The sequence below is a fragment of the Rhizobium sp. 2MFCol3.1 genome (genome assembly GCF_000377565.1).
Lineage (GTDB): Bacteria > Pseudomonadota > Alphaproteobacteria > Rhizobiales > Rhizobiaceae > Rhizobium.
The window spans coordinates 1-26,501 of the sequence record NZ_KB898353.1 but is presented as its reverse complement, the minus strand read 5'-3'; the positions used below and the strand labels follow the sequence as shown (position 1 = coordinate 26,501).

General features: G+C 55.8%; 25 protein-coding genes. 14 read left to right on the top strand and 11 right to left on the bottom strand.

What is annotated here, in order from left to right:
• The first annotated feature begins 12 nt into the window (after positions 1 to 12).
• The 3 genes from D460_RS0100140 to D460_RS0100130 are packed head-to-tail and all read left to right on the top strand — an operon-like array spanning position 13 to position 2,806.
• Positions 13 to 1,014, top strand: coding sequence for an iron ABC transporter permease (locus tag D460_RS0100140; RefSeq protein WP_348625609.1), 1,002 nt, complete (start codon positions 13 to 15; stop codon positions 1,012 to 1,014).
• Positions 1,011 to 2,015 carry an iron ABC transporter permease gene (locus D460_RS0100135; RefSeq protein WP_018896449.1) on the top strand — a complete coding sequence of 335 codons (1,005 nt, stop codon included), beginning with the start codon at positions 1,011 to 1,013 and terminating at the stop codon, positions 2,013 to 2,015. The genes D460_RS0100140 and D460_RS0100135 overlap by 4 nt, the downstream gene beginning before the upstream one ends.
• Positions 2,012 to 2,806 (top strand): ABC transporter ATP-binding protein, encoded by a 795-nt coding sequence (locus tag D460_RS0100130; RefSeq protein ID WP_018896448.1) that lies wholly within the window; start codon positions 2,012 to 2,014, stop codon positions 2,804 to 2,806. Before D460_RS0100135 ends, D460_RS0100130 begins: the two co-directional genes overlap by 4 nt.
• 508 nt (positions 2,807 to 3,314) lie before the next feature.
• Here the strand turns inward: D460_RS0100130 and maiA are convergent.
• The 5 genes from maiA to D460_RS0100100 form a co-directional block, all read right to left on the bottom strand.
• The gene (maiA, locus tag D460_RS0100120; protein WP_018896446.1) at positions 3,315 to 3,950 is read right to left on the bottom strand and encodes a maleylacetoacetate isomerase; all 636 of its coding nucleotides are present in this window, start codon (positions 3,948 to 3,950) and stop codon (positions 3,315 to 3,317) included.
• Between the two features lie 15 nt (positions 3,951 to 3,965).
• Positions 3,966 to 4,133, bottom strand: a complete 168-nt coding sequence (locus tag D460_RS36300) for a hypothetical protein (RefSeq protein ID WP_018896445.1) — start codon at positions 4,131 to 4,133, stop codon at positions 3,966 to 3,968.
• Positions 4,134 to 4,196: 63 nt separating this feature from the next.
• Entirely contained in the window at positions 4,197 to 4,613 is a 417-nt protein-coding gene (locus D460_RS0100110) for an organic hydroperoxide resistance protein (RefSeq protein WP_018896444.1), read from the bottom strand.
• Positions 4,614 to 4,762: 149 nt separating this feature from the next.
• A complete protein-coding gene (locus D460_RS0100105; protein WP_018896443.1) occupies positions 4,763 to 6,091 on the bottom strand; it encodes a HAMP domain-containing sensor histidine kinase in 1,329 nt (442 codons plus the stop codon).
• A complete protein-coding gene (locus tag D460_RS0100100; protein ID WP_018896442.1) occupies positions 6,088 to 6,825 on the bottom strand; it encodes a response regulator in 738 nt (245 codons plus the stop codon). Before D460_RS0100100 ends, D460_RS0100105 begins: the two co-directional genes overlap by 4 nt.
• Positions 6,826 to 7,217: 392 nt before the next feature.
• Here D460_RS0100100 and D460_RS0100095 point away from each other — a divergent pair, with 392 nt between their 5' ends.
• Entirely contained in the window at positions 7,218 to 8,981 is a 1,764-nt protein-coding gene (locus D460_RS0100095; protein ID WP_018896441.1) for a cytochrome c biogenesis protein DipZ, read from the top strand.
• 38 nt (positions 8,982 to 9,019) lie between these two features.
• Here D460_RS0100095 and D460_RS0100090 read toward each other — a convergent pair whose 3' ends face one another.
• Positions 9,020 to 9,364: a hypothetical protein gene (locus D460_RS0100090; protein WP_018896440.1), complete on the bottom strand. Its 345-nt coding sequence runs from the start codon at positions 9,362 to 9,364 to the stop codon at positions 9,020 to 9,022.
• A 649-nt stretch (positions 9,365 to 10,013) separates the two neighbouring features.
• Here D460_RS0100090 and D460_RS0100085 point away from each other — a divergent pair.
• On the top strand, positions 10,014 to 10,322 hold the full coding sequence (locus D460_RS0100085; RefSeq protein WP_018896439.1) for a hypothetical protein: 309 nt from the start codon (positions 10,014 to 10,016) through the stop codon (positions 10,320 to 10,322).
• A gap of 68 nt (positions 10,323 to 10,390) precedes the next feature.
• On the opposite strand, the gene D460_RS32330 is transcribed toward D460_RS0100085, so the two are convergent.
• Positions 10,391 to 11,875 carry a catalase gene (locus tag D460_RS32330; protein ID WP_051110744.1) on the bottom strand — a complete coding sequence of 495 codons (1,485 nt, stop codon included), beginning with the start codon at positions 11,873 to 11,875 and terminating at the stop codon, positions 10,391 to 10,393.
• 447 nt (positions 11,876 to 12,322) lie between these two features.
• Positions 12,323 to 13,216: an aldo/keto reductase gene (locus D460_RS0100070; protein WP_245267693.1), complete on the bottom strand. Its 894-nt coding sequence runs from the start codon at positions 13,214 to 13,216 to the stop codon at positions 12,323 to 12,325.
• A gap of 245 nt (positions 13,217 to 13,461) precedes the next feature.
• Here D460_RS0100070 and D460_RS0100065 point away from each other — a divergent pair, with 245 nt between their 5' ends.
• Positions 13,462 to 13,785 (top strand): hypothetical protein, encoded by a 324-nt coding sequence (locus D460_RS0100065; protein WP_018896435.1) that lies wholly within the window; start codon positions 13,462 to 13,464, stop codon positions 13,783 to 13,785.
• A 125-nt stretch (positions 13,786 to 13,910) separates the two neighbouring features.
• Here the strand turns inward: D460_RS0100065 and D460_RS0100060 are convergent, their stop codons facing one another.
• Both D460_RS0100060 and D460_RS0100055 read right to left on the bottom strand, forming a co-directional pair.
• Positions 13,911 to 14,648, bottom strand: a complete 738-nt coding sequence (locus tag D460_RS0100060) for an SDR family oxidoreductase (RefSeq protein ID WP_018896434.1) — start codon at positions 14,646 to 14,648, stop codon at positions 13,911 to 13,913.
• Positions 14,649 to 14,719: 71 nt separating this feature from the next.
• Positions 14,720 to 15,256 (bottom strand): TetR/AcrR family transcriptional regulator, encoded by a 537-nt coding sequence (locus D460_RS0100055; RefSeq protein ID WP_018896433.1) that lies wholly within the window; start codon positions 15,254 to 15,256, stop codon positions 14,720 to 14,722.
• Positions 15,257 to 15,444: 188 nt separating this feature from the next.
• On the opposite strand from D460_RS0100055, the gene D460_RS34380 reads away from it, so the two are divergent.
• Both D460_RS34380 and ilvC read left to right on the top strand, forming a co-directional pair.
• On the top strand, positions 15,445 to 15,909 hold the full coding sequence (locus tag D460_RS34380; protein WP_018896432.1) for a hypothetical protein: 465 nt from the start codon (positions 15,445 to 15,447) through the stop codon (positions 15,907 to 15,909).
• A 402-nt stretch (positions 15,910 to 16,311) separates the two neighbouring features.
• Positions 16,312 to 17,331, top strand: coding sequence for a ketol-acid reductoisomerase (gene ilvC, locus D460_RS0100045; RefSeq protein WP_018896431.1), 1,020 nt, complete (start codon positions 16,312 to 16,314; stop codon positions 17,329 to 17,331).
• Between the two features lie 51 nt (positions 17,332 to 17,382).
• On the opposite strand, the gene poxB is transcribed toward ilvC, so the two are convergent.
• On the bottom strand, positions 17,383 to 19,110 hold the full coding sequence (poxB, locus tag D460_RS0100040; RefSeq protein ID WP_018896430.1) for a ubiquinone-dependent pyruvate dehydrogenase: 1,728 nt from the start codon (positions 19,108 to 19,110) through the stop codon (positions 17,383 to 17,385).
• 187 nt (positions 19,111 to 19,297) lie between these two features.
• Between poxB and D460_RS32320 the strand changes: the two genes are divergently transcribed.
• From D460_RS32320 to istB, 6 genes are all read left to right on the top strand, one after another.
• Entirely contained in the window at positions 19,298 to 19,897 is a 600-nt protein-coding gene (locus tag D460_RS32320; protein WP_018896429.1) for a TetR/AcrR family transcriptional regulator, read from the top strand.
• 456 nt (positions 19,898 to 20,353) lie between these two features.
• Positions 20,354 to 21,478, top strand: a complete 1,125-nt coding sequence (locus D460_RS32315) for a HAMP domain-containing sensor histidine kinase (RefSeq protein WP_051110743.1) — start codon at positions 20,354 to 20,356, stop codon at positions 21,476 to 21,478.
• 168 nt (positions 21,479 to 21,646) lie between these two features.
• Positions 21,647 to 22,663, top strand: a complete 1,017-nt coding sequence (locus D460_RS0100025) for a DUF3095 family protein (protein WP_018896428.1) — start codon at positions 21,647 to 21,649, stop codon at positions 22,661 to 22,663.
• Between the two features lie 34 nt (positions 22,664 to 22,697).
• Positions 22,698 to 23,237: an NUDIX hydrolase gene (locus D460_RS32310; protein ID WP_081619825.1), complete on the top strand. Its 540-nt coding sequence runs from the start codon at positions 22,698 to 22,700 to the stop codon at positions 23,235 to 23,237.
• Between the two features lie 817 nt (positions 23,238 to 24,054).
• Positions 24,055 to 25,608, top strand: coding sequence for an IS21 family transposase (gene istA, locus D460_RS0100010; RefSeq protein ID WP_026282616.1), 1,554 nt, complete (start codon positions 24,055 to 24,057; stop codon positions 25,606 to 25,608).
• 11 nt (positions 25,609 to 25,619) lie between these two features.
• A complete protein-coding gene (gene istB, locus D460_RS0100005; RefSeq protein ID WP_018896424.1) occupies positions 25,620 to 26,396 on the top strand; it encodes an IS21-like element helper ATPase IstB in 777 nt (258 codons plus the stop codon).
• Positions 26,397 to 26,501: the final 105 nt, after the last annotated feature.

Below are 26,501 nucleotides of genomic sequence, written 5' to 3'. Positions count from 1 at the left end.
GCATTGAGGTATGTGGATGTCCGGACCAGCACAGCCTTGAGGAGCCGTCTGATCGTGGTGGCGGCACTGCTCGGACTCTTGTTGATAGTTCTAGTGGCCGCGATCTCGTTTGGTGTTGCCAACCTTCCCCTCTCGCGCGCCCTGGCGCTATTGCTTTCCCCCGATGGATCGGCGGACAGTTCACTCGTTTGGGAGGTAAGGTTGCCCCGTGCCGTACTCGGGGTTTTGGTCGGGGCTAATCTGGCTGTCGCGGGTGTGTTGATCCAGACTCTCACAAGAAACGGATTGGCATCCCCACAGACATTTGGGATCAACGCGGGAGCTTCCTTGGCCATCGTGGCATGCCTGATCGCAATTCCCGGGATGCGCGGGTGGGGAACCGTGTGGCCGGCATTCGCCGGCGCCGCGGCGGTTGGTATCGCGATGTGGTCACTGTCGCTATCTCGGACAATGACCGATCTCAAGCTTGCCTTAGCTGGAATTACGATCCAACTTGTCCTTTCCGCCTTGGTCCAGGCGATTTTGATCTCGAACAACGCTGCGCAGGATGTCGTCTATTGGCTCGCGGGCTCGATCAACGGAGCACAATGGTCGAAAGTCTTGATCGTTTTGCCGTTCAGTCTCATCGGTACTGGAATTGCGATTTTAGCCGCTCGACATTTTGGCGTGTTGGCGCTGGACGAGACAACAGGTACCTCGTTGGGGCAAAACTCCCGTCGCGTGGGCGGCCTCGCCGCTTGTCTGATCGTCATCCTGGCGGGATCGGCAGTTTCAGTAAGCGGGCCGATAGGTTTTATAGGCCTGCTCGTGCCTCACATGGTTCGAAAGATCGCGGGAGGTGACCACCTGAACTTGGTCATTTTTAGCACTGTAGGCGGCGCGCTTCTTCTCAATGTTGCAGATATCTTAGGGCGAACCGCTGCGTTCCCGGCCGAAATTCCGGTGGGGATCGTGACGGCGCTCATAGGCGCGCCAGCGTTCCTTATTATTTTGTGGAAGGGCAGGAGGGCATGATCAGCGGCCTCTGCTCTTTTAGAGAATCGCGCGTACTTTGGGTATGCACAGGCGTCCTTGGACTTACCCTTGCCGTGGCCGTTCTGTCGATGACAGTTGGCGCTGTCACGCTCAGTGTCGCCGATGTGTTCAACGCATTAGGTGGGGGAAAGAACGAATTTATTGTCATGCAGTATAGGGGACCTCGGGTTGTGGTGGCGATGTTGGCTGGCGGGTCGCTCGCAGTGGCCGGCGTGTTTCTTCAGGGAGCGCTAAGAAACCCACTCGCATCCCCAGATGTCGTCGGAGTTACGAAATGGGCGGGCTTAGGTGCGTTCTTGGTGAGTGTCTCGACGCCACCTAGTTGGGCCGTATGGGCTATTCCGATCGGGGTCATCGTCGGTTCGTTGTCTGGTTGCTTGATGCTTTTTGCGATCGGCCGCCTCCTGGCCGGAGGAATAGCCGGATTTGCGTTGGCAGGAGTTGCGCTGGGCCTTTTTGCACATGCCTTGGTTCAGTACGTAATGGTCCTGTTTCCCAGCCGAGCGGACCAATCAATGGTGTGGCTCGCAGGCAGTGTTTATGGCAGCACATCGTCCGACGTGATTGCGCTGTCGTGCTGGGTTATTGCTTGTCTGCCGCTCATATTCGTTGGCACTAAACACCTCGATGCAGGAGGTTTTTCCAATGAAACGCTGATCAGCATCGGGTTGTCGCCGACATTGCTGCGAGGGGGGCTTGTCGTCGTGTCGGTGCTATTGTGCGCGGGCAGCGTGGCGAGCGTGGGCAGCATCGGGTTTCTCGGACTACTCGCTCCGCATGCGGCGCGCTTGCTTGTAGGCTCTCGACCGGCGGCCTTGGTTACAACTAGCGCGCTGTTGGGAGCACTGATCCTGACGACTGCGGACCTGCTTGGCAGAATCGTTGCACTACCCAACGAGATACCTGCCGGGATCGTTGCCGCGGTCATCGGTGGACCCTATTTGATCTTTTTGCTTTTCCGAGAGGCCAAATCAGATTGACCCACGATAACGAACCGAGACTGTCTGGTCACAATCTCAAGCTTGGCTATGCTTCGAATGTTGTCCTCGAAGACATCGATATCGTCATTCCCGATGGCCGCATCACCGCGTTGGTCGGCGCGAACGGTAGCGGAAAATCGACGCTTCTCCGCACGCTGGGACGTGTAAGTCCTCCACTTTCGGGCACGGTCTGCCTCGACGGAAAGGCAATCGCAGCATTGGCGGGTCGCGACGTCGCTCGAGCGTTGGCGCTCCTTCCGCAGAGCCCGGTCTCACCGGAAGGTCTTACGGTGCGTCAGCTTTGCCGCTTTGGCCGGCATCCGCATCGAGGCATTCTGTCCCGGCCGAGCTCGCGGGACGAAGACGTTGTCGCAAATTCTCTCGATGCGACTGGTCTGACCGCCCTGGCGGAGCGGCAACTGGACCAGCTTTCCGGCGGTCAACGGCAGAGGGCGTGGATTGCCATGGCGTTAGCTCAGGAAACGCCCATCCTTCTTCTCGACGAGCCGACGACCTATCTGGACATCGCCCATCAGTTTGAAGTGCTCGAGCTACTAAAGCGCCTCAATCGCGACCATGGCCGAACAGTAGTGATGGTCGTCCACGATCTCAACCATGCTGCAAAATATGCGGATAACGTCGTCGCTGTAAGCGGAGGCAAAATTCTTGCACACGGTAAGCCTGCAGAGGTTTTCACCCCTCGGCTGATCAAAGCGATATTCGGCATTGAAGCAATGGTCATTGAACATCCGATTGACGGCACTCCGTTGTGCCTCCCTTTTGTTGCGTGAGGTCGCCAGGCTTCGGCGGGAGTTTAGGTAAAGTTCGGGCGCTTGAAGGTGGACTTCGCCCACCAAAGATGGGACGATAGCCACATGTTTCACCTTGTCGACTTGGCAGCGTTTGCCCTCATCGCAGATCTGAAGAGCATTTCGAGCGCCGCTCGGTCGCTCAATATGCCGAAGTCCTCAGTAAGTCGCGCGTTGACGCGATTGGAGGCCACCATCGGGAGGGTTTTGATCGAGCGGTCTACCCGGCAACTTCGTCTGACTGAGGCTGGGGAGATGTTTCACAAACACGCGCTCAGAATTCTGGATGAGGTATCTGCGGCGGAGAAGGCAGTGGACGTGCTGCCGGCATGCCCCTTTATGTCCGCTGAGGCTCCGCGGGACCGGAGTGCGGACTGAGCTAATTAACAGCATCACATGTAGGGTTAGCCGCGTGCTGTTGTGGCAGCACGCGGCTTAATTGAATACCCCTTCCCGTAAGAGGGGTCGTTATGGGATCGCGATAATACTGCTACTTGCGCGGAGCAGGAGCGTTTTCAGCGAACGCAGGCAGGGTCTCCAGCCGGCTAAACACATCCGCGATGTTCGGCCACCGTCCTAGATCGAACCCGAGACGCTTCGCCCCTATCGCTTGCGGATATAGAAAGATGTCCGCGACAGTCGGAATGCTGTTGATCGCGAAGACGCTTCTTCGGTTCTGGTGTAGCAGTTGCTCCACCGCGTCGAGACCTATCCCAACCCAATGTCGGTTCCAAGCCGTTGTCGATTGAGAATCGGCGTTGAACGCGTCGGTTAAATGCAAGGCCACGCGCGGCGTAAGGAGCGCGTGTATCTCAGATGCGATGGACAGAGCGATAGAACGAGCCAGCGCGCGCTCAACCGGTGCGGTTGGCAGCAGAGCCGGATCGGGTCTCAACTCATCGAGGTATTCGATGATAGCGAGGGACTGAGTGATCAACAGGCCGTCGTCAGTCTCTAGTGCTGGCACTAGTCCTAGCGGGTTGATGCGCCGATAGTCGCTCTTTCGACTTTCAGCCTCGAGCCCGAGAATGCCGATCTGTTGAGTTTCGACAGAGAGGCCCTTGAGTGCCAAAGCGATCCGGACACGTGACGCGGCCGATGATACCTCGTTGAGATACAGCTTCATCTGGGGGGCCTCGCGCTAGAACAACAGTTCGCTTGCGGCAGTGTAGCTATTGATTGCTTGTTTGCCCGGCTGAACCGCTGCCACGAGGCCATTCAGAGGGGAGGGCTCGTTCGAGGTGATGTCGTAGATACATGGCGCGGCGAGAACGGTAATGGCAAGCAGACAGATGATTGCGATTTTCATGATTCACTCCTTGGGACGGGCCAGATGCCCGTCCGCTTCTAGTTTGAACGATACACGGCTAGCTCAGGCCAGGTTCAGTTCGACGTTGATGTTTCCGCGCGTCGCCTTCGAGTAGGGGCAGGTCTGATGCGCTTCCTCGACGAGAACGCGTGCGAGTTCGGGTTCAACGTCGGGCAGGCTCACTCGCAGCCGTGCCTGGAGAGCGTATCCGCCGTCGCTCTGACCGAGATCGACCTCCGCATCGACTGCAGTGCCAGCCGGGAGAGCAACTTTACGCTTCCCAGCTGCAATGCCGAGAGCGCCGATGAAGCAAGCGGACCAGCCGGCGGCGAAGAGTTGCTCCGGATTGGTGCCGGCGCGACCGCTTCCCGGAGGCGAAAGCTTAATGTCCAGGGCGCGATCGTCGCTGAGCGCCGCGCCTTCACGGCCACCGGTCGTATGCGTCCGTCCAGTGTAAAGTACCTTGTCGATCTTAGTCATTGCGAACTCCTCATTCGAGCCGCAGTTGTGCGGCGTTGTTGACGAGAGAGTATTGAGTGACCGACGTATCAGGCATGTTTCCGGAAACATGCTATTTTGTAACGAACAGTAGCGAAGCGCCCGAGACGCTGCGGCCGAGGTCTCTAAAGCTATCGGGCTGGCAGGTGCACTTCCGCTACGAGACCGCCACCCTGACGGTTTGCCAGGCGCATCGTTCCACCGAGCGCGGTAGCAAGTTGCTGAGCGATTGCAAGCCCGAGCCCTGACCCGCCGGTATCTCTGTTGCGCGATTGCTCGAGCCTGAAGAATGGCTGAAGGACGGCCTCGATCTGGTCCTCTGGGATGCCCGGACCGCGGTCGCCTATCGAGATGACAATCCCATTGCTTTGGTCCCGGACTGCTCCAACTTCCGCACTGCCGCCGAACTTCAAGGCATTGTCGATGAAGTTCGTAAGAATGCGTCGAAGCGCGTGAGGTTTTGTGATCGTCGTACCGCTGGCCAGATCGGTGAACGTGACCGCTTTGCCCGTGTCCTGGTAATCGTAACAAATACTCTCGATAAACGAGGCAATGTCTATCCTTGTGGCCTTCTCACCGTTCCCGTGCGAACTCCTGGAGTATGCGATCCCGTCTTGAACGAGCTGCTCCAGCTCTGCCAGATCGTTTAACAGTTTCGCCTTTTCGGGACTGTCGTCGGAGAGGTCTGCTCTTAGTCGCATGCGAGTAATAGGCGTCTGGAGGTCATGTGATATTGCTGCGAGTATCTGAACTCGCTCCTCGAGATAATGGGCAATTCGCTCGCGCATTGCATTGAATGCCTTCGCAGCATGCGCCACCTCGGTTGGTCCCCGGTCGCTCAAGGCCGGCCCGCGTTTCATGGGGTCCAAGGCGTCCGCCGCTGCGGCCAGATCGGCTAGCGGACGGGAGGCTTGCCGAACCGCAAGCCACGCCAGTATTGCGATGAAGACCATCTGCAAGGAAAACACCCAAGGCAACCAAGCCGCCAGAGGCATGATCGCGCGGGGCGTTATGTCTATTGTCAGAGGAGTGCCGTCTGACAATTCCAGATGAGCCTGTAGTCTCTCAACGCCACCGGGGATGGATTCCATCCGTATTGGAAACCTGTGATCTATTGCGGCCCCTATTGTGTCCGCAATCTCAGCACCCTTGACGCTTTTGTCTGGAACTCCCGGCTGACCGGAGCCAAGTACAAACCGATAGTTCCCCCGGCTGAGCGGGTCAGTGAGGTCGGCGCGTTTGTCTGCAGGGAGACGGTCGAGAACCGCTATAGATGTGGCGACATCGGTTTCAAGAGTGCCGAGCATGACTGCCTTTGCGGACATATATCGTTCGACATAAAGCACACTGAATGACATGCCGTAGGCAACCGCCAAGCCCAGCAGCAGAATGAGAAACATTCTCGACCGCAAGCTGCTCGGCAACAGCATCCGCAGCGGTGAGCCGGTGAGTGCGGTCATTCCGGTAATCCCGACTCGACTGGCACCGAGAAGACATAGCCTTCACTGCGCACCGTCTTTATGTAAATGGGTTCGCGCGCATCGTCACCGAGCCTTTGTCGAAGGCGGCTCACCAGAAGGTCGATTGACCGATCGAAGATCTCCGCGTCACGGCCCTGTGTGAGGTTCAACAGTTGGTCGCGGTTCAGCACCCGCTGAGGATGGTCGATGAAGACCCTAAGCAGACGGAACTCCGCTCCGCTGAGCACGATGGCCGTACCGCTCTCATCGAGCAGATTGCGAGCAACCGTATCGAGCCGCCATTCTCCAAACCTCAATATCTGGCCTAGCTCCGAGACCTGAAAATTCGGCGGTAGCATCCGCGTTCGTCTCAGGACGGACTTGATGCGGGCGAGAAGCTCGCGAGCTGCGAATGGTTTGGCGAGGTAGTCGTCCGCGCCCATTTCCAATCCGAGAACACGGTCCATCTCGTCGCTGCGGGCGGTCAACATCAGGATAGGGGTAGCTTTGTGTTTGCCCGATCGCAGTTCGCGGCAAAGTATCAATCCATCGTCGCCAGGCATCATGACGTCCAACACGATCAAGTCGACGACGTTCGATTCTAGAAAGGTGCGCATCTGGCGACCATCACCAGCGACTGTAGCGCGGAGGCCGTTTTTCTTTAGATAGCCCGAGACCAATTCCCGGATCTCATTGTCGTCGTCGACGATGAGTATGTGATCGACATGCTCCATGGCCCTATCCCGTAACCTTTGCTGATGATCCTGAAGTTTCCATGCTCAAGCCTGCCAATCCGCAAACGCAACGAGCGCCAACGACGTAAGCCGATCACGCTGCATACCTCTTCACGGATTTGTTATTAGATGACGGCGATGTATCTCAGATGTGTCGCGCGCGACGCAAAATGAATGCGTTTGTAACATTCCGGCGTCCAGATACAGTTTGATACAAATGTCTAGAAGCATCGCAGGCTCGCATTTTTGTATCTGTCTGTTCTGTGCGCTGTGGTAGCTACGTTGCGGTACAGTTTGCAGCTGAACCCGACACATCCCGGATACGTCGTCACCCCCATTTAGCATGAATTGTTGCTCACGGGCATCAGATCAACTGCGCAAGGGAAACGACTATGACACTTCTCATCATTGCTTATCTCGGGGGTGTGCTGACAATCTTCAGCCCATGCATCCTTCCCATACTCCCGTTTGTCTTCTCCCGGGCAGGGCAGCCGTTCGTCCGAAGCACGCTTCCTATGCTTCTGGGAATGGTGCTGATGTTCGGGGTCGTTGCATCGCTTGCGGCCGTAGGCGGAAGCTGGGCAATCCAGGCGAACGAATATGGAAGATTTGCAGCGCTAGTTATCCTCGCGCTTCTGGGCGTAAGTTTGCTTTCGACACGGGTCGCCAATGGCCTTACGAAGCCGGCCGTTGATTTCGGTAACAAGCTGCTGAACACCACGGGCACTGCCCCAGCTACGGCATGGAGTTCCCTTGTTCTTGGGCTCGCGACGGGATTGCTGTGGGCTCCGTGCGCGGGACCGATCCTTGGTCTCGTTCTGACCGGCGCTGCCTTAAAGGGGGCCAATGTCCAAACGACCTTGCTCCTCTTAACCTATGCAGCAGGTGCTGCCTCTTCTTTGGCGGTAGCTCTTCTGGTCAGCGGCAAGGTATTCCGAGCCATGAAGGGGTCGCTGGGGGTGAGCGAACGGATACGGCAGGCCCTGGGCGTAGCTGTTCTGGCTGGCGTCGTCACAATCGGATTTGGCTTGGATACGAGCATCCTGGCGCGGTTCTCCTACGCCAGCACCGGCGTCATTGAACAGGCACTCTTGAATACGATCCACGGCACGCCCACGCAGTCTGAGCGGGCCCCAGACGACGAAGCGGCGTCGGTTGTTGCAAATAAGGCTGTGCCCTTCAGGAGCGATCTGCCAAATGAGGGACGCGCACCCTCTCTTGACGGTGCCGTCCAGTGGCTGAACTCCCCGCCACTCAACGCGGCGGATCTTCGGGGCAAGGTTGTTCTTGTCGACTTCTGGACGTACTCATGCATCAATTGCATCCGGACCATACCATATGTCCGTGCGTGGGCTGAGAAATACAAAGAGCAGGGCCTGGTTGTAGTCGGCGTCCATGCACCCGAATTCGCTTTTGAGAGGAATGTCGACAACGTTCGCAAGGCTGTAGCCGATTTCCAGATCGAGTATCCTGTCGCAATCGACAACAATTTTTCTATCTGGCGATCGTTCAACAACAACTACTGGCCTGCCCACTACTTGATCGATGCCGCTGGCCAGATCCGATACAGCCACTTTGGCGAGGGAAGCTACCGTCAGACCGAAAAGGCCATTCAGGATCTTCTACGAGAGGCGGGCCGGGCCGACGTGTCGAACGTATCGTCCAAGCCCAGCGCGAGCGGAGCCGAAGTCAGTGCCAACTTGGCGACCTTGCGTTCAGGCGAAACATATGTCGGTTACAGCCAGGCATCCAACTTCGTGTCGCCCGGCGGTCTGCAAGCGGACGAGAGACATGACTACTCGCCAGGCAATCCCGGGCTTAACGAGTGGGGGCTTTCGGGCGCTTGGACTGTTGGGGGCGAGGCCGCGAGCCTGGACGAGCTGAACGGTGGCATCACCTACCGGTTCAGTGCCCGGGATCTGCATCTCGTGTTAGGGCCTGGTGCAGATGGTAAGCCAGTCCGATTTCGGGTCACGGTCGATGGCCAGCCTCCTGGGGCTGATCACGGTACTGACATCGATGCTGAAGGCAATGGAGTTGTAACTGAGACGAAGTTGTATCAGCTCGTGAGACAGACGGGTGATGTTGCGCCGAGAACGTTTGAGATCAAGTTCCTCGACACAGGCGTGCAGGCATACGCTTTCACTTTTGGCTGATGGGCGATTATGCACGTAAGCAAGGTGGAGAAAAACGCTCATGCCGCGACCTCGGTATGATCTCCATCTGAGGCCAAGCCGATTTCGAAGGTGGCGTCGATCGCGGAGACAATCATCGTCTCTGCGATCGAGCGGTGACCTATGTTCGTGCTGAGAGCCGCAATTACAGAGCTTGCAGCCGAGGCGCGAGTATAAATCTCGACCTTGGCGCAATGCGCAAATTCACTAGCGCACTCAACTCCACGCACTACATCAACAGGCAGCCCGCGATGCCGTGCGTACTTCGTATCCGATACGATGAATTCGAGAATTGAAATGCCGTGCAATTTCTCATTGATGTCCCCCACGAAAAACGGGCGCGTCAAAAACTCGATCTTCACCATTTCACCCGGCCCAGCTGCTTGTTTCGATTTGCTAGGACGATATTTGCAAAGCGATGTGACCAGAGTGTTTGGCGATCCAGAAGGTGACTTCAGATGTAACGGATGACGATGTTGCTTTCGCAACCCGCTGCATTTCAGATGTAACCCGATTTCTGCGGAAAGCCCTGGGCCTGTAAGCGCCTCAGCGGTAGCATTTGGGCGGCCCCAGTTCCCACCGTGGCAATGAACGTCGGGCTTTGTGAAAGTGGAGAGCAGTTTGTCAAGGGCCCGCAGATTCAGCGTGAAATGGCGATATCTTCGAGGTTTGTGCGTTAGGAGTGGTCGCGCACCGCCTTCCGACTCTGTGTCTGCCGTGTGCTAATCGAGAACGATTTACAGCTCGGATTGGTGATGAGCTGCCGACTTATTCTTCCCTGCAGAGATGTTATGTCTCCCGCAAATCAATCACCCCCGAAACGCTGGCCGTTTGCCGCGAGTAAGCCACTTCTTGGCTATAAAGCCACCACTCGGGAGGAGGGCGCAATCATTTGCACGCGACCTCCATTGCAGATTTTTCGCACATCCGCCGTGTTTACGGCGGGTCCAGTCGTCGTGACAACGATCCCGCCCGACGACACACCTCGAATTAGGGACGCCCAAGGAAATCGAAATGAGAAAGCAAACAATCTTGGCGATCACTCTGGCCACGACGATGAGCCACTACGCATCGGCCTCGAGCGATGGCGCGTGGAACGCGCTATTTGCAAAAGTGAATGGAACCTGCATTGGCCAATCCGGGTTCGACACACCCGAAGCTTCCGCCCCGGTCGTCTTTGACGACGCAACGGGAAAGATCGCGGTGCTACTACGCGGCTCTGTTGGCCGTGGTAAGGCGAAGACGATTAGCAGCGTTATATGTCTCTACGACAAAAAGACGGGTCGTGCCTCCATCGCCGAATACCGTTGGCTCGGCAAATAATCAGATTCTGAAATGCTTGAGCTGAGCCTGCGCCAAATTGTCGGCGCAGGCTCTTTTGCAGGGGTAGGTTACTCGGCCGCATCCGTGACCGGATTAGGCGCGCCTTTTGCCCTGTGAATGCGTTCGACCGCTTGTGCAATCCCTGCGCCGTATGCCGGGTCGGCTTTTGTGCAATTGTCGATATGCCGTTGAATTGTCCTGTCGGACGCACCGTAAATCGCGCGGGCGGTGTTTTCGAACAAAACCAGCTGTTGGGCTTCGGTCATCAGTCGAAACAGATCGCCAGGTTGCGAGAAGTAATCGTCGTCGACTCTGTGGTCCCAACGCGCAGCAGCTCCGTCGACTTTGAGCGGGGGTTCCGAGAAATCTGGTTGAGCAGACCATTCGCCATAGCTGTTGGGCTCATAGGACAAAGTACGTCCGCCATTGCCGTCGATCCTCATCCCGCCATCGCGGTGATAGCTATGAAACGGGCACTTTGGAGCATTCACGGGGATCTGCGAGTAGTTTACGCCGAGACGGTGACGCTGAGTGTCGCCGTATGAAAAAAGTCTGCCTTGAAGCAGCCGGTCGGGCGAAAAGCCGATCCCAGGAACGATCGAGCTTGGAGCGAACGCCGCCTGCTCGATCTCCGCAAAGAAGTTTTCCGGATTGCGGTTCAGCTCCATTACGCCAACTTCAATGAGGGGGAAGTCTTTTTTTGGCCAGACCTTCGTGATGTCGAACGGGTTCAGGCGGTACGAGTTAGCCTCGTCTTCGGTCATGATCTGCACGAAAAGCGTCCAGCGCGGGAAGTTTCCCGCCTCGATGTTGTCGAAGAGATCGCGTTGGCTGCTCTCTCGGTCGCGACCGATGAGATCGGTTGCCTCCTGGTCGGTGAGGTTTTCGATGCCCTGCTGCGTCCGAAAGTGGAACTTCACCCAGTGGCGTTCATTCTGTGCGTTGATGAAGCTGTAAGTGTGGCTACCGAAGCCATGCATATGACGCCAGCTTTTGGGAATGCCGCGATCACTCATCACGATCGTGATCTGGTGAAGCGCCTCCGGGAGGTTAGTCCAATAGTCCCAATTGTTCTCAGCGCTTCTCATGCCGGTGCGTGGATCGCGTTTTACGGCGTGGTTCAGATCGGGAAATTTTAGAGGGTCGCGGATGAAAAAGATGGGCGTGTTGTTGCCGACAAGATCCCAGTTTCCCTCCTCGGTATAAAACTTCATTGCGAAGCCACGGATGTCACGCTCGGCATCGGCCGCACCGCGTTCGCCTGCAACTGTCGAAAAGCGGACCATCATCTCCGTCTTTTTGCCGACCTCTGAGAATATCTTGGCACGCGTATATGGCGTGATGTCATGCGTGACTGTGAATGAACCAAACGCGCCAGCGCCCTTGGCGTGCATGCGGCGTTCCGGAATGACTTCACGGTCGAAGTGGGCGAGCTTTTCCAGAAACCAAACATCTTGCAACAGCGCAGGACCCCGCTGGCCTGCGGTAATCGTGTTGTTATCGTCGGGGACAGGTGCACCGAAGGAGGTGGTGAGTTTGCTCATAGTTGCCATCCGTTAGCGAGTAAAAACGGCCAAATGGCCGACCGCCACAGACTGCGCGGCAGCTGCATGATAAGGCAGCAAATACATATACTTAAAGAGCTGTAAGTGTAAAGTATTGTAGCTCTGTGGTTTGGGACTCTTTGGATGCAAGCTTCTGAATATTGGAAACTTTTCGAACTGAGCCGAATGACCTGCAGTACAATGAGGCGGCGCGAGAACGCCTCATTGTACAAGTTTGCGTACTGTATCGACATTGACAAACTGGTCTGTGTCGGCAAATCGCGGCTGCTTGAGATCGTCCCTGGGCAATCTTCGTCGACGACAAGGCCAATCGACATCCGGGCGTGGACGCACGTAGTCACGCAAATCGATGCTGACGCATTGAAACATCTTCGAAGCCCGTTCCAGTTTGATCCCCGAAGGGTCTGACTGTTCAGGTCGAGCCCATTTTCTCGCTCAAGGAAGAACGTGGCCGCCGGCCTTGAAGAGCTTGTACCATTGCTGCCGGGTCAACCTGATGTCCGCGCCAGCGACCCCGTCTGCCAAGCGAACAGGATTGGTCGTGCCGAGTACAACTTGCATATTGGCTGGATGCCTTGTGATCCACGCAACCGCGATAGCTGACGGTGTCACGCCATAATCGGAAGCGATTTCATCCAATGCAGTGTTCAGTGCGCCGTAGCTTTGTAGATCGCCGAGAAAAATCTTACCGGTTAGTGCACCCTGGAACGGAGACCACGCTTGAAGGGTGACGGATTTAAGCCGGCTATAGGTGATAACCTCACCATCTCGGTCGACCGATTGCTCAAGGGTAGCCATGTTCGCAGAGAGGCCTGAAGCGATAGATGGTGCATGGGCGACACTAAGCTGAATCTGATTGGCGACGAGGGGTTGGTCGACAGCTGTCTTCAGTAACTCAATCTGACCAGGGGTGTGATTGGAAACACCGAAGTTCCTCACTTTGCCGTCTGCAGCAAGTTGATCGAACGCTGCCGCGACTTCCTCGGGTTCGACCAATGCGTCCGGTCTATGCAGCAGTAGAACGTCGAGGTATTCAGTCTTCAGCGCTCTCAGCGAGCCGTTTACCGAATCCAAGATGTGATCCTTGGAGAAATCGAAAAAACCGCGCCTGATACCGACTTTGCTTTGCAAAACAACTTCACTGCGATCTTGCGCGGTCAATTGGACCGCGTCGCCAAACAGGGTCTCGCATCGGTGCGGCGATCCACCGTATATATCCGCATGATCGAAATGGTCAATTCCAGATGCTCTCGCGGATTCAAATAGTTCTCGAATGGACGGTTGATCCATCTGCGATATCCGCATCATCCCCAAGATAATGCGTGACACTTGGACCTCCGACTTTCCTAGCGTTATCCTCTGCATTTGACCTCCCTGTCATTGAGCGCAGTACGAGAGCTTCTAGCACCCTCCGATAACATCGTAACCTCGCATTTGTAAGGTTCCTTGTCGCGCCGGTAACCGTGTCGACACAACGAGCTATTACAAGCAGCACATGTATATAGGCGCATCGGTAGAAGCTTTTTTAACCAAGTTTTGCGCTTACTGGGATCGGGAAAGAAGAGGGATGATCTATGATTTCTGGGTTCTCTGGTCCGCCGGCGGTTGGCGGTCGCGACAATCTTGCTAGTGTGCAGTCCGACATTGCGAGTTTGAAAACCGATATCGCCGAAAAAAAGAAGCAGATCGAGAAAGCTACCAGCGGCCAATACCGGATGCAGTTGAAAGCGGAGCTGGACGAAATGCTCAAGACGATGGTGGCCCTGGAAGCCAAGCGGCAGGCCATGGCGGAAGCACAACAGAAGCAAAAGGACGTCAGTTCCGAACAGCCATCAAAGATCGGAACGAAAAACTTTGGAACGTCTACGCCGTTCGGCGCGCGTTCTATGTGGGTCTAGTGCGTTTATGTTGAGCGATGAGCCGTAGCATTAGCGCGCGCTGCGGGCTTTCAGTAAGCGAATAGTGAGTACGACAAACAAGAAACGATGGCGCGCCTAGTTGCGCCGCGCCATCGTGTGCTGGATTACAGAGCGAAGCCGCCGTCGATCGTAAGGCTAGCGCCTGTCATGTACGAAGACTCATCGCTGGCGAGATACGAGATCAGGCCTGCAATTTCCTTGGGATCGGCAACCCGCTTCATCGGGCTCATGTCCGAAAGCATTTCGATAGCGCCGGCGTTGATGTCCGTGTTGGTGGGACCCGGCTGTACGTTGTTGACGGTGATCTTGCGCGGAGCGAGATCCTTCGCGAGGCCCGTGACCATCGATGCAACGGCGGCCTTGGTGAACTGATAGACGCTAGCACCGGGACCCGCGGTGCGAATGGCCACATTGGAGCCAATCGTAATAACGTGGCCGCCATCTTTCATTTGTGCTACCGCGGCCTGAACCGACAGGAATACTGCACGCACGTTGATATTCAGCATCAGGTCCAGGTCCTCAACGCTGACCTCTTCAACAGATGCCATCTTGAAGATACCAGCGTTGACTACGACGGTATCAAGCTTGCCAAACTTGCTCACCGCGGAGCCGACTGCGCTGCGGATCGCGTCAGCATGCGCGCTGTCTGCCTGAATGGCGAGAGCTTTGCCGCCGGCAGCTTCGATCTCAGATGCAAGCTCATTCGCCTTGTCAGGACGAGAAACGTAGGTGAATGCGACAGCAAACCCATCTGCGGCTAATCGCTTGACGGCAGCAGCGCCGATACCACGTGCACCACCAAATACAAGTGCTGTCTTCTGAGTTGTACTTACTTCAGTCATTGTCAAATTCTCCATTGTTGACAGATTAGTCCATAACTGGCCGAAAGGAAGGCCACTTGGCATTCCAAGTTCTAGTCGGCTCGTAGCCGCTCAGTTGCGAAACGGGCTGTCGACCGTAAATCGTCTAGCCCTCCGCCACCCCGCGCTGCGAGCTGAAGTCCGCTCATTGTCACTTGAACGAAGGCTGACGACTCATTGGGGTCTAAGCTACGACTGATTTCGCCGAGTGCCTGACCTTCGATTATTCGCTCGGTCACTCTTCTACCGATTGCTTGGCTCACTCTCGAACGAAGCGCTACTAGTTCTTCATCCATCACGCCAAACTCTCCTACAGATCCAAGGCCCATGCATCCGAGGTTCCGGACCCGCTCATCTTCGGCAACCAGGCCCGTCAGCAGGTTTTCAATGCCCTGTAGTGGCGATTGCGCATCGTTAAGACGCTTGAGATGTTCTGCGGTGACATTGCGCTGGTATGTGGTGAGCGCCTCGATGTACAGTTGTCGTTTATCCCCGAAGGCATTGTATAGGCTTTGTCGACCTATTTTCATTGCTTCCAACAAGTCGTCGGTCGATGTCGCAGCGAAACCCTTCGCCCAAAACACGGCCATTGCTTTTTGTAAAGCTTCGTCTCGGTTGAATTCTCTTGGTCTAGCCATGAGAGAAAGCTAAGGGTTATAGACTGATCTGTCAATAACGGGCATTCGGGATTTTTGTATCATATTGTAGCAACCTAAGCGCGTAAGCTTGGCGCATGGATGGACGATCACTCATGCCCGGGCAACCAGGAGGTGATCGAATGCAGATCGAACGTGGATATCTGAGTTCTCACGCTGTCAATCGCTCAACGCAGTTTAACGAACAAAGCAATGTCTCGCTGGGAAACAGCTTCGCGGGTGTATTGAAACGCAAGGACAGTGCATCGATGCCTGATGACCTCGTGGCGTCGCAGATCGGGATTGAGGCGACCATAGATGATGAGACTGACGCCGAGGTCTCCGCTAAATCCTGGCACAGTTCGCTGTTCGCGGAACTTTCGAAGATCGCGAGCATGCGCGCCAGATGTTTGGCCGCTCACGGACTGACTGAAGAGTCGCTGCGAGGTATGTCGAGTGATGATCGGGCCGCGATCGAAAAGGATATCGCCGATAGCCTCAAGCGTGAGTTATCCGACAGAGCGGGTGCAAGCGCTACCTCTGATCAACCTCAAGCCAGCTATGGTAATGACGACAGTCGCGGCGGACAGGGAGCCGACGCCGGCTAGTCGTGTTAGTCCGGTTTGGAAAGCCGCAATGACGCCACTCGTCAGCGCGTCAACAGGTGGGGTGCGTCCGAACAAAAAGGGACCATTCGTTCGCTGGAACGAATGGTCCGTAGATGGAAGAACGAAACTCCCGTTCTTCGAGGGGAACGGCACACAACGGTTAGGAGCGCTGAGTGCCACGCTCACTCTGGCGAAAGCTGGCTCCGGCGCAATGGACAAAATACAGCCAACGCCGCAGAAACGGTTACATCGATAACGAACCAATTTCCGATGTAGTTCGACGGAAGACATCTCCCGATTTCTGAAACCTCCCCAAAACTTCCCTGTGAAAAAAGGTCTCTCGCGGTTGGTTGGAAGTCGACCCTCCGCAGCAGAATAGCTAGCAAATGGGAAGGAACTCCAATGCGAGTTTATTACGATCGGGATGCTGATCTCAATCTCATCAAATCCAAGAACGTTGTCATTGTGGGATACGGCTCTCAGGGTCGTGCACACGCTCTTAATCTCAAAGATAGCGGAACAGCCAACATCGTGATCGCGCTCAAGCCGGATTCGTCGACGAAGAAGAAGGCAGAGGCGGACGGCTTCAAGGTGATGACAGTAAGTGAAGCCGCCAAGTGGGGTGACCTCTTGATGATGGCGACACCTGATGAGCTCCAGGCGGATATCTACAAAAACGAGATTGCCAACAATCTTCGCGATGGCTCGGCGATCGCATTTGCCCACGGCCTCAACGTACATTTTGGCCTTATCGAGCCGAAGGGGTCTCTGGATGTGGTAATGATCGCTCCTAAGGGACCGGGCCACACTGTCCGTAGTGAATACCAGAAGGGTGGTGGAGTGCCGTGCCTCGTAGCTGTCCACCAGAATGCTTCAGGCAACGCGTTGGAAGTAGCGCTTTCCTATGCATGCGGCATCGGAGGCGGAAGAGCCGGCGTGATTGAGACCAATTTCCGCGAGGAATGTGAGACCGACCTGTTCGGCGAGCAGGTGGTTCTCGCTGGAGGGCTTGTCGAGTTGATGAGGGCGGGATTCGAGACACTTGTCGAGGCAGGCTACGCACCCGAGATGGCGTACTTCGAGTGTGTTCACGAAATGAAGCTGATCGTGGACCTCATCCACGAGGGCGGCATCGCTAACATGAACTACTCCATTTCCAACACGGCAGAATGGGGTGAGTATGCCTCCGGCCCTCGAATTATCACTGCCGACACCAAGGCAGAGATGAAGCGTGTCCTTGAAGATATCCAGACCGGAAAGTTCACCTCGGAGTGGATGCAGGAATACAAGGCTGGCGGGTCTCGCTTCAAAGGCATCCGTCGATTGAACGACAGCCACCAGGTCGAAGAGGTTGGCGCGCGTCTCCGGGCCATGATGCCGTGGATCGCGAAAAACCGACTTGTTGACAAGTCAATCAACTGACTTGAGAGGTGGGCGGATAACGTCTTCGCCCACCGAACTATCCTGTCTGCGTTAGCGCAAGATGTTGGACTTTGCCAAATCGACGACTTCGTTCCCACGGCCATTCAAGACGGCCTTGGCCATCCACAAACTAAAGCCTGCAATCTGGTCTGCGTTTAGTTTAGGTGGCATGATCAACTCGTCATGATTGGTAACCACATCCACAAGCGCCGGACCGTCGTGATCCAACGCTTTCCTTATGGCGGACTGCAATTCTCTACCGTCCTCCACCCGAATACCCAGTACGCCAGCGGCGGACGCTATTTCGGCAAAGTTGGGGTTCTTCAAATCTGTGTTGCTCTCCACCAAGCCCGCCGCCTTCATCTCCAGGTCGACGAAGCCAAGTACGCCGTTGTTGAATATTACGACCTTCACTGGGAGGTTTTCTTGCGCGAGCGTCAAAAAGTCGCCCATGAGCATCGCGAATCCGCCGTCGCCGCACAGCGCAATCGCTTGTCGCTGCGGGAACGCTGCCTTCGCTCCGATTGCTTGGACCATGGCATTGGCCATTGATCCGTGCACAAACGAGCCCAACAGTCTCCTGCGGCCGTTCATTTTTAGATATCTGGCGGCCCAAACAGTTGGCGTCCCCACATCGCATGTAAACACGGCATCTTCGTCTGCGGATTCACTGATGACCTTAGCCAAGTATTGCGGGTGGATTGCGGTGCCGGGCCTCTCAATCTGCGCCAGGTCATCCAATGATTTTCGAGCCTGGGCATAGTGCCCTTGGCAGCGATTGAGATGTTCTCGGTCGTGCTTTGGGTCTATTCGCGGGAGCAATGCGTCTATGGTGGACTTGACGTCTCCAACAAGACCTAGCGAAATCGGAGTTCGCCTACCGAGGCGCGTCGGATCTATGTCGATCTGGATTATCCGGGCGCTTTCCGGGTAAAACTGGCGGTAAGGAAAATCCGTTCCGATCATGAGCAGAGTATCGCATTCCTTCATGGCGAAATATCCGGACGAGAAGCCGATTAGGCCGGTCATGCCGACATCATAGGGGTTGTCCCACTCTAGGTGTTCCTTCCCGCGGAGGGCGTGTACGACCGGAGCTTTCAGCTTTTCTGCAAGGCTGACAATCTCGCGATGCGCTCCAGCGCAACCCGCTCCCGCCAAGATCGTCGTTTTTCCCCAATCGTTAATAAGTGCGGCTGCCCGATCGAGCTCGAATTTGTCAGGAACAACTACCGGCCTCGCGGGAACCAACCACCTGTCAGCCGGAGGAGTCTCGATCTGTTGCATGGCGACATCGCCGGGGATAACCAGAACCGCGACGCCGCGCTTGCCAACTGCCTGCCTGATCGCCACATCGAGGAGCCTCGGCATGACCGACGCTGCTGAGACGAGTTCCGTGTAGTGGCTGCATTCCAGGAAAAGCTTCTCGGGATGCGTTTCTTGGAAGTAGCCGGTTCCGATTTCTGAGCTGGGGATGTGGGCCGCGATCGCGAGCACTGGAGCGGCACTTCTATGGCAGTCAAACAGACCGTTGATGAGGTGCAGATTCCCTGGACCACAACTGCCAGCACAAACGGCAAGCTCTCCGGTTAGCTGCGCTTCCGCTCCGGCGGCGAACGCTGCCGCCTCCTCGTTGCGCATGTGGACCCACTCTATGGTTCCCTTCCGTCGGAGCGCGTCGCTGAGTCCGTTCAGCGAGTCACCTGTAACGCCATAGATTCGCTTAACCCCCGCCGCTTGCAGCGTGTTCACAATCACATCGGCTACAGATTGCTTCGACATCCCGTACCTCTCATTCGTTTGAGGAAAACATTTTCGTACGAGATGGGGGTTTCGTGTTGACGATCAATAGACTGATACAAGCCGAAACAAATTGCCGTAGAGCAACTCAGGTGTGTCGCCTGAAAAGATGCGATTCGTAGACAGACCGATCTGTATAGTGTTAGTATCGATGTATAGGAGGCTAACAATGACTGCCAGAACCATGACGAAGGCGCAGACGCCCACTCGCGAGCGCATTCTCGCAGCTGCGGCCAAGCTCTTCTATCATCATGGGGTACGCGCTACGGGGATAGACCTCATCATTTCCGAGGCCGGCGTGGCAAAGATGTCCTTCTACGCACACTTTCCGTCTAAGACAGACCTAATACGGGCCTTCCTCGTTCGGCGGCACGCCTATTGGATGGACATGTTCACTACTGAGGTCGAACGTCGGCTCCAAGATGAAGGATTGAAGGCGCTTGGTTCCGCTCTTCTCGTTTGGTTCTCTAGCGGTGATTTTCGAGGCTGTGCTTTCATCAACACTTTCGCGGAGTTTGGCGAAGAATTTTCGGAGCCTGCTCAGCATAAAGCAGATCTGGAAGATTACATTCGTACCGTCGCATCGAGAACAGGTCTAACGAACCTGGATGCTGTAGCTTCGCAGATTATGATTGTCATCGAGGGAGCAATCATCAGGGCACAGATGGGGGCCTCCGCAGGTTTAGACAAAGCACTCGCATCAATTTTCTCGCAGATTTCCGACGCCTTCCGTGCAACCCACCAGGTCAATCATGGTGGTGGAGGATAGTCAGCGAGCAAAGCTCACTTGAGTGCTCATCCGATGATTACATTTGAAATGACAACTTTGGGGGTCTGAAATTTTAAAGGAACGAGCTGCTGTTCTATTGCAGATGCAGCCTTTCAAAAGGTTGCCGAAAGTTCAAAGGCTCTCAGTTGTTAGCTCTTCGAGTGTGTTGCTTCAATGTAGTCCTGGACCGGGTTAATCGGCGAAGTAGGGATGCAGGAGCAAAGGCGCAGTACTCGACGGCTGGAGCGATACGGAGGACCTGATTTGTCGATAGGAGGTTAGGCTAAGCCTGGCCAGCTGAGGAGATGCAGGCATGCCCGAATCTTTGGAGCAGTTGACACCATCTCCCTTGCTTGGGGGCGTCGCAAATCGGCGGGTTGGAGTAGAGCCTTTACGCGACCTGGGCGGGTTGTTGCGCGGCGCGCGAGGTTGGAATTTGGGAGAGGGGAGGCGATAATGTCGGTTATCAAGGACGATTTTTGGCTTCCCGAGGATGCGGATGCTGAGCACGAGGGGCGTTCCTCACGCCCGCCCTTGAGCAAGAGGCGGCTGGCCTTCGGCGCAGCTCGAATATCCGAACTGTTTTTTCAAAGCGCCCTTCGACGTGGGTTCGGAGCCTTGTCATGGCTTCAGCCCAAGTCTCTAAAATCCAGATTTTTGATCCTTCCGCTGACGGGCCCGCTCGCGGCATACGCTGCGTTGATTGCCTTTGGAGATCTCCAAGCGCCTCAATGGACACTCGGGACTTTTGCTGCATCCACCTTATTTGTTGTGGTGACGACTGGGTATCTCGTTCGTCAGATGCTTCGTCCGCTAAGCGACATTGCAGCGGCGGCAAACAGGCTGGGAATTCATGGCAAGGTTGAAAGACTGCCGGAGGATGGTCCACGCGAAGCGCTGATGGCGGCCAAGGCGTTCAACTCAATGTCGGAAAGGGTTAGTTCGCAGGTTGAAGAGAGGATTCGGCTTCTCACGGCATTCTCTCACGATATGCAGACTCCGATCACGAGGATGCGCCTGCGGGTGGAGTTGGCTGATCAGTTTCCCGAGCAGGAGAAGTTGCTCAGAGACTTGCGAGAAGCCGAGCGACTTGTGAGGGACGGTATAGCTTATGCACGCAACTCGCACCTCAGCCATGAGAAGGACATGCCGACCGATTTGCGTTCGTTCATCGAGAGCGTCGTGTTCGATTACCAGGACACCGGCCGGGACGTCACCATAGACGGGAAGATTAGTGGGGTGCGAACAGTAAAGCCCGCAGCTTTGCGCCGCATTCTATCAAACTTCATCGACAACGCCTTGAAGTTTGCGGGAGCGGCGGAGATAAGGGTTTCCAAAACGGTGAACGGACAAACTGTGATCGCTGTCATGGACCGTGGACCGGGGATAGCTCCGGAGTTGATAGAATCCGTCAAACAGCCTTTTGTTAAACTTCGCCAATGCCTTGGGGACAACACTCCCGGAGTCGGATTGGGCCTCGCCATTGCACAGCAACTAGCGAGTGAAATGAACGCTACGTTGTTGCTCGAGAACCGCCCTGGTGGCGGGCTTGCGGCGCAGATCGTTTTTAACGCCAATTAGTCGACCTCGAGCTTCGTTTGTATCGAACTGTGTCACGGCTTTGATCGAAACAATTCGTTGCAATTCAGCCCAATCTCGAAATACCCACGATACATCGTGGTGTTCTTATCACGGAATAAGCGAGTTGAGCGTGCGCGCTCCTACGTGGTTCAGGAATCGGGGCTCCACATGAGCGAAATGCCTTCTCATACGCAGGTCTATCGTAAGTTCGCTAGCGTGCTTGACCGATCCAACTATGAACCGCTCCCTGACGATTGGATCATCGGAATGACTGACGTCGTTGGATCGACAGAGGCAATCAGACGGGGCCGATACGAGGACGTCAACTTTCTTGGGGCGTCTATCATCGCGTCAGTCGGAAACGCAATCGGCTCGTTCGACTTTCCCTTTAGTTTTGGGGGCGACGGTGCGACCTTCGCACTGCCGATTGCCCATCAGCTCAAAGCAATTGGGGCACTTAGGCAGGTCGTCGCACTTTCTGAACAGAGCTTCAATCTCGAGATGCGCGCAGGCGTGATCCCTTTGCGCGACATTCGAATGAACGGTCGGGATGTCAGTATAGCAAGATACGCCGTGTCATCTGACGCAACATATTACATGTTCGCGGGGGGTGGCGTCCGCTGGGCGGAACAACAACTGAAAAGCGGGGAATTCTCTGTAGGGCGCGGCGATGACGAGTTGCGTCCGCCCAACCTCGATGGCCTGTCGTGCGAGTGGAACCCTTTCGAGAGCAAGCGCGGAATTATTCTTTCGTTGCTGGTTGAACCCATGGACAGCACCTCCGATCTCATCTTCAGCCAGATCGCGCGTCAAATCATCCAAGTCTTCGAAAGTTCCGATGGCAATGCGAGCCCGGTTCCTCTCCGTGTTCCTACGCGGAAGGATGGCCGCAAAAGCATTGATGAAAAAACCTGGGCTGTCGTTGCTTCTAATTCGGATTACCGAAAATTCGACGATGTCCTCAGATTGACTGTCGATTGCACGCCCCAGGAAGTCGAACAGGTCGAGGCGATACTACGAGGCGCTGTCTCATCGTCATTGGTGCGCTACGGCCTTCACCGACAGTCCCATGCCATAATGACCTGTCTCGTCCCGGGTGGCGGTGAAAATTCTCACCTTCACTTTCTTGACGGAGCGGACGGTGGATATGCACGTGCTGCAGCAAAGATGCGGCTCAACGGTTAGTGCGATCGAATAGTAGCATCAAGGAATCGCTCGAATGAGAGTATCGATGCGCCGACACGGCAAAATGGCCATCCTGCATGGAATTGTCCGCCTTATGCCGGCTAGTATGGCCAAGGTTTTCGGCGGCTCCAGACACGACATCGAACAGGCTGGGGCGATCTGCTATAGACGAGCAGCCTCAGGCATTGAGATCCTGTTGATCGGCAGCCGCCGCAACGGGCGGTGGGGTATCCCCAAGGGCGGAATCGACACGGGCGAAAGTCCCTGGCATGCAGCTGCGCGTGAAGCTTTCGAAGAAGTCGGAGCGCTCGGCACCTGCGAGGTTGAGCCAATCGCGTATTTCTTCCATACCAAGACCAGAAGGCGTCTTCCAGCGCGGGTCTCCGTTTTCATGCTGGAAGTCGGCGCAATGGCGACATCCTTCCCTGAGAAAGGCCAGCGTGCATCGATGTGGGTAACAATAGACGAAGCTTGCGAGTACGTTTGGAGCGACGGACTTCGAGACATAATCGCGGGCCTCACCCTATCTCTCGAGGATCGAGAGGCAAACCTCAGGCGACGATACTCACGGTAATCCGCCCGGATCAAATATCAGCGCTGTTGCCTTGGGGGTCATATTGCGTCGCCGGCTTGGGCGTTGCCGCGGGTCGAGAGTCTGGGACCGGGCTGAAGTGCGGGTACAGAAGCCAAGCGGCGTAACCGTAGCTCATGAAAAGTCGATAGAGCCAAGACCGCTTTGGTGCGTTGTTCGTTGGCGTCGGATCCAAGTCGGCTGGAACTTGCTCATCCCGAAGGTAGAATTCGAGATCGGGCAGAAGCAATCCATCGACTGAGACTAGTCTTATTGGTGGAATGGGCCTCCGGGCCTGGGATTCGTCCATATCAATAATCACTCTCTGAGAAGGGCGAAAGCTGCACTTCTCAGAGGGTAGACGGTCGGTCAGTCTACACGATTTTAAACCGTGGCAGATTGATTACATCTGCCACCTCGCAGCCCAGATGGGGGCGGTCAGTAGCGCGAGGGGTGTTTCCTCCCACAGTGGCCAAGCGCAACAAATCGTTCCGAAGGCTGCCGATAGACAGCCAACCAATTATGCCGGTATCAGCTTCCGAATCTCGGTCTCTGCGGAACTCTCAAACCCGGCATCCAGGTGATACCGCGTGTTCGCGATAATTTCTCGCGCTCTAGCCAGCCTATCGACTCTCCACTGGGCGCTGCCTGCGGGTTTCACAAAGTCGCGGACAGGCATTTCAGTAAGTCGCGGACACCGATTTCACTAAGTACGGGACAGTGATTTCAGTAAGTCGCGGACAGTTCTTGCGGCGGATTTTGATCGATTTTCGTGAGCGCCGATCTGGCACATTCCCCTCGTGGTTTGAGCGAGGACATGATGCCCAGGCGGAAGCAAGCGAGACATACTGACGTGAAGGATATCCGATCGATCCTGCGGCTTACCTTCGAGCAGGGATTATCGATACGTGCCGTTTCCGAGCGGCTGAAGATCAGCAAGACATCGGTTTCGACGTACCTACTGCGGGCAAGGGAAGCTGGGCTTGCGGTCTGGCCTCTACCTGCGGGCCTGGACGAGGACGACGTTCTCGAGCGTCGACTATTCCGGCGTATGGGACGGCCTCCACGCGATACCGTCGAGCCAAACTGGCCAAAGATGGCCAGCGAGCTGAAGCGCAAAGGCGTCACGCTCCATTTGCTTTGGCAGGAATATCGGGAAGCTCATCCGGATGGCTATGGCTATACGTGGTTTTGCGGCCGGTTTGCCGATCATGAAAGCCGAGCCAGGCCCACCTACCGCAGCCGTCACGTTGCTGGTGTCGCGATGGAATGCGACTATGCTGGCCATACGATCCCGATCATCGATCCATCGACTGGCGAGATCCGCGCAGCTCAGATCTATGTCGCGGTTCTGAGCGCGTCGCAACTGACGTTCGCCTATGCCAGCTTCAGCCAAAAGCTGCCCGACTGGATTGAGGCCAATCAGCGGGCCTTTAGTTACTTTGGTGGCGTTACGAAGACGACGATCTGCGACAACCTCAGATCGGCTGTTGCCAAGGCTCTTTGGTTCGAACCCACACTGAATTCGACGTTCGCCGCTTTCGCCGAGCATTACGACACAACCGTTGTTCCGGCACGCCCGCGACATCCTCGCGATAAGCCGTCTGCTGAAGGGACGGTCTTGATCGTGGAACGGTGGGTTCTAGCGAGGCTTCGCAACGAGCGCTTCTTCAGCCTTGTCGATCTTAATATCCGCATCAGCGCTTTGATCGAGGACCTCAATACCCGAACCATGCGGCGATATGGAAAATCTCGCCGCGCATTGTTCGACGAAGTCGAACGCTCTCAACTCAAACCTTTGCCGTCAACGCCGTTTGAGTATTCGGAATGGAAAACCGCAAAAGTCCATCCCGACTACCATATCGAAGTCGACAAGACCTTTTATTCCGTACCGCATGGGCTGATCGGACGACGGGTCGATGTCAGGCTGACGTACCGGGCGGTTGAGATCTTCTTCGACCACAAACGTGTCGCAAGTCACATCCGGAGCTCGCAGCGTTCAGGCCACGTCACCGTCAATGAACACATGCCTAAGGCGCACCAGCGCTATGCAAACACGACACCCCACTCGTTGCGCAGCGAAGCAGCAAAGGTCGGGGTTAATACGGCGACGTTCATCGAGCGTCTCCTCAGTGATCGCCCCCACCCGGAACAGGGCTACCGATCTGCTCAAGGCGTTCTTTCCCTGGCGCGTCGCTACCAATCCGATCGGTTGGAGTTGGCTTGCGAACGGGCGCTGGTGATCAACGCGCTGAGCTATTCGTCTGTCGCCAACATTCTCAGATCTGGTCTCGATCAGGCTCCGGCCATGACCGAGGCTGTGAAGCCGGCCCCGCCGCACGGCAATATCCGCGGCAAAACCTACTATCAATAAGAGGACATCAGATGCTGACACATCCAACACTTGAGCAAATGAGTGCGCTTGGTCTGGCCGGTATGGCAACGGCCTATCGCGAGCTCCTGGAGCAGGCTCATGGAAATGATCTGAGCTTCGACGAACGACTGGGGTTGATGCTTGACCGCGAGATCGCTCTCAGAACGGACCGTAGACTGACAAACCGGCTCGCCACCGCCAAACTCCGTTTTGCCAATGCTTCCATTGAAGACATCGATTTTGGAGCGCACCGGGGACTGGATCGCCGAAACGTCCTGTCTCTGGCGCAGGGTGCATGGCTCAAGGCAAATGAAAACTTGATCCTGACAGGCCAGACGGGCACCGGAAAGACGTGGATCGCGTGTGCCTTTGCACGCCAGGCGGCCCGCCTCGACCACTCCGTTCTTTACGTTCGCATGCCACGGTTATTTGAGGACCTCGCGCTTGCCAGACTGGACGGACGCTTTCCGCGCCTCATCGACAAGCTTGCACGCGTTCATCTGCTGGTGCTTGATGACTGGGGAACCCATACCCTGAACGATCGGCAGCGCCTCGATCTGCTGGAAATCTTTGAAGAAAGATACCGTCGGAAATCCACTCTGATCACGGCCCAGCTTCCTGTGGCCGCATGGCATGAGATGATCGGCGAGGCAACTCTAGCGGACGCGATCCTGGACCGTATTGTTCACAATGCCCACCGTATAACGCTCGAAGGCGACAGCATGCGGAAGCGGAAAACACCAACGCTCTTGACCGGCGCCGAAATAAACGAAATCAATCACCCATAACAGCAACCAGGCTGGCGGAACTCGATCGAGCACGCTGTCCGCGACTTAGCGAAATGCTTGTCCGCGACTTGCTGAAATCGCTGTCCCGATTCATTGAAATCCGCA